Origin of the sequence: Succinivibrio sp., from assembly GCF_045124615.1 — a bacterium.
Taxonomy (GTDB): Bacteria; Pseudomonadota; Gammaproteobacteria; order Enterobacterales; family Succinivibrionaceae; genus Succinivibrio; species Succinivibrio faecicola.
Genome location: NZ_JBGVMC010000106.1, coordinates 1 through 4067, shown reverse-complemented (window position 1 = coordinate 4067; position 4067 = coordinate 1). Strand labels below are relative to the sequence as shown.

General features: G+C 34.8%; 3 protein-coding genes. 2 read left to right on the top strand and 1 reads right to left on the bottom strand.

Features of this window, described 5'->3' with window-relative positions; genetic code table 11:
• Together ACJML3_RS02980 and lnt are read left to right on the top strand one after the other, a co-directional pair.
• The coding region (locus tag ACJML3_RS02980; RefSeq protein ID WP_406020473.1) for a transporter associated domain-containing protein at positions 1 to 529 on the top strand (529 nt) is incomplete at its 5' end.
• Between the two features lie 3 nt (positions 530 to 532).
• Positions 533 to 2140, top strand: a complete 1608-nt coding sequence (lnt, locus tag ACJML3_RS02975) for an apolipoprotein N-acyltransferase (RefSeq protein WP_406020471.1) — start codon at positions 533 to 535, stop codon at positions 2138 to 2140.
• 24 nt (positions 2141 to 2164) lie between these two features.
• On the opposite strand, the gene ACJML3_RS02970 is transcribed toward lnt, so the two are convergent.
• Positions 2165 to 4067, bottom strand: a 1903-nt coding sequence (locus tag ACJML3_RS02970) for a hypothetical protein (RefSeq protein ID WP_406020469.1), incomplete at its 5' end; no start/stop codon positions are given.

Here is a 4067-nt window from a genome sequence, read left to right as displayed (position 1 = left end):
TGTAGGTATTCTTCTTGCAAAAGATCTTCTTCCTTATACAGCAGGTTTTAAAATGCTCAAGGACGACGGTATTCTGTCCTTGCTTAGAAAACCTGTAATTGTTCCTGAATCAAAACATGTAAACTCCATGCTAAAGGAGTTTCAGCAAAACAGATATCATATCGCCATTGTAGTTGATGAGTTTGGCGGAGTTTCAGGTCTTGTTACTATTGAAGATATTCTTGAGGTTATCGTAGGTGACATTGATGATGAATATGACACTGAGGTAAATGAAAAGAATATCATTCTGAACAAGGATAACGGAAGCTATCTTGTAAACGGACTTACCACACTTGAAGAGTTTGATGAGTATTTTAAGACTGATATGTCATCATTAGCTGACGTTGATACCGTAGCTGGTCTTACAACACATATGCTAGGTAAATTCCCTGAAGTTGGAGAGAGTGTTGAAATTGAAAACTTCAATTTCAGAGTAATAGAAGCTTCTGAAAGAAGAGTTGTTATGCTTGAAGTTAAAAAGAGCAGCTAAGAAATGAAATATCTGTATGCCATAATGGCAGTATTCTTTGGTTTTATAGATCTTGAAAAAATAAAGAAACTACTTTTATCAAAAACAGGTAAATTTGTAGGATCTGTTTTTACAGGTTATGTCATGTCTTTATCACTAGCACCTGTAAATATGTGGGTCCTTGGTGTGGCAGGAATGGTACTGTTCTTAATGCTCAGTATGTTTTTTGAAACTAAAAAACAGGTATTTTTCTGCACACTTTCATTTTTTAGTGCTTATGCTTTTTCAAGCATTAACTGGATTGAATTTGTCATGGCTGATTTTGGGAAGATCCCATCAGCTTTATCTTATTTTGTAGTACTGCTGTTCAGTACATTCTACATTGCCTTACCGTATGCTACAACAAATGCAATTGCATATAAATTTGCTCATAAGAAAAAGAGCATTTATGTTATGTGCTTTGTGCCTGTAGCTTTTATTCTTGGCGATGTATATATTTATTATTTTCTAACTGGTTTTCCATGGACCTATATTGGTTATGGTTTTATCGACAGTCCTTTAAAAAATTATGCTCCTCTTACAGGTGTTCTTGGTATAAATCTTTTTGTATACATAATGTGTGCGGCGTTGTCCTTGAGTGTTTACAGAAAATATCTGTTCTTTCCTGTTGCAGCAAGTATTTTAATTTTTGCAGTATTTTTAGAAGGAAGCTCTTTTGTTAAAAGAGAAGAGCAATCTGTTAACGTTGCTATGGTGCAGGGCAATATAGAGCAGTCTGTACGTAATGATGGTTCAAATATCAGATATGTACTTGCAAAGTACTGGCAGCTGTCTAAAGACTTAATTGAAAAGGATTCACTGATAATCTGGCCTGAATCTGCAATTTCATATCCTTATGAATATCTAAAAAATTATATTTCAGATCTTGATAGTGCATTTAAGGATAAAGGTGCAACCTTAATTACAGGTACGCTTTCATATAAGGGTAAAGATGAGGTTTATAACTCAATTATTAAAATAGGACAGTCGCATAAAACAGGAACTAAGATATATTCATATAACAAGCGTGCACTAGTACCATTTGGAGAGGTCGTTCCTTTTGCATCTTTGTTAAGACCTTTAGGCTCTATTTTTGTTATTCCTAACTCAAGCTTTACATATGGACTGAAAAATCAAAATCCTATAAATACTGGAAAGCTCTCTTTTACGCCAGCTATCTGTTATGAGGCTATATTCTCAGGTTTGGTTTCATCATTAGATTCAAAAGAAACTAACGGTATAGTTATGCTCAGTGTTGATTCCTGGTTTGGTCCAACAAATGGTCCTATTCAGCATCTTAATATTGCAAGAATGAGAGCTATGGAACTTCAAAAGCCAATGCTAAGAGTAACAAACAGTGGCATTAGTGCATATATAGATGAGCGCGGTAATATTGTTGATAAGCTTCCATCTGATGTAACAGATGTTTTAAAAACAACATTCTATCCAGTTAAAGGTCAGACTCTATACTCAAAATTTGGAAATCTCTTTACATATATACTTTGTGTAATATTACTTACAATGGGAATTGTAAGCTTAAGAAGAAAAGATGATCCAAATGCTGAAATTATAGAAAAGATGGTCAGAGCATAGAGCAGTAAATCTGCTCTTTTTGAGCTAGTAGAACCTTGAAGATGTTTTTCTGTGGAAGATATATGCAGCAATAAGCATTAGGACGATACCACCAAAGCTTAGAACATATCTCCATAAAGGCAGCTTCTCACTTGAGTATGCATAAGTTTTAACGAAATCACCCAGATAACAGCCTCTGATAGTACACTTTACTTTTCTTCCCATCTGTCCTTGAGTATACCAGATGTGTCTTGGGAACCTCATTGAAAGTCCGTGTTGGCTTAAGAAGAAATTTCTGTCTTTTACAAACTTGTTTAAGAGATTCAACAGAGCTTTTGGATCAGAGCTTAATGCCTTGATTTCGTTGTATGAAAGACCTGGTTCAAAGTTGATTACATTATCAGCAGCATTTGTTTTACCTGTAAATAACACCGCGTCAATAACAGTTCCATCAAGTTTTGTATCTACGCTGATAACACTGTTTGCAGTAGCTTTTACGATATCTCTAATTACAATAACCTCAGGGTTGCCGTTAGCAAGGTTAAGCTGACCTCCATGACTTAGATCAAGAGTGTTGACGTAGTTGGTCATGTAGTTGGTCATGTAGTTGGCAGTTTTGATATTTAAAGATGCATTATTGATAAGAAGTTTATTTGTATCGATGTATCCGCAAATATTTGTAACACCACCAATTGCAGATATATTTATTGTTTTACCGATAATATTTCCATCAATACTTATATTTGCTCTGCTGTTCTCTTTTTTGTATTTTGCTTTTTCAGAGACATGACTGATATCAGAGCCTAAATACAGGTTTGTTTTCAGATCATTTAAGATCTTAGCTCTAACATGAGACTTTTTTGCATCGTAGTTTGTATCAAGCTGGACTTTTCCTGAAATAAGATCTACATGCTGAGAGTTTATAAAAACACCTGTTTTCTTGTCGTCTACAAAAGGCTCCCATAAAGAAACGATATCACCATTGATTTTAGCTCTGTTAGTAATATTAATTTCCTTAACATGTGCTGTATCATCAATATATATAGCGTTTTTGTTTCCAGTAACATTACCGGTGATATTCAGTTTAGATACTAAAGGTCCACGAATGTCTGATGGAGCACTGACTGCAGCGCCCTTTTCTCTTGTCATTCTTTTTTCTTTTACATCAAGAGTTCTAACTCTGTGGTATGATCCTTGAAACTCAACATAATCTGATAGAGCGTTTGAACCGAAATCAAGATTGATTGCAATACCGCCCTCAGTTGATGCAGTAACATCGCCATCGATGTTAATCACATTGTCTCTACCATATGTGACAGCTATTCCTGATGAGTTGTGTCCATTTTCAATGATAGAAGTCTTTTTTGGAACTGTTATGGTATTGAAGCTACCATCAACTCTGATTCCAACACTGCCGTAGCCAACGCTTGCAATAGTTCCTTCCTGAACTATGTCGTTGTAACTTCCATAGATAGTTGTTCCAATGCTTAATGGTACTCTTGAAGCCTGATCTGTTTTGTAATCATTGTTCTCTTTTGACCATGCTGAAAAACCGCTCTTGAAAACGACGCTTTGGCGTTTTGTAGAAGAACCTGATGAAAACAGAGAGTTACCAAAGAATTCTTTAGTATTAATTTTATATCCAATGGCTTTTAACAGCTCAAGTTCAAGCTGTGTATAAAAACCATAATTTATGAATGATCCTGAAGAGAGTATTGTTCTTGGAATATTTACAAATGGCTTTAAATAAAGAGCATAGTGAATATAAGGATATTCTTTTGTATTTAAACGAGCGCTGTTATCAGTGCTGTTTTTTAGTGAGAAAAGTGTTTTTAGATCATCAGTTTTTACATACAGAGCACAGGATTCATTTGAATTTACAAAGCAGTTATCATGAATGTCTGAAAAGTTAAGACCTTCATAAACACTGTGATCAAGAAAATCTGAA

Coding starts and splice junctions, on each gene's coding strand:
- lnt (WP_406020471.1), top strand. CDS start 533: ATGAAATATCTGTATGCCATAATGGCAGTATTCTTTGGTTTTATAGAT.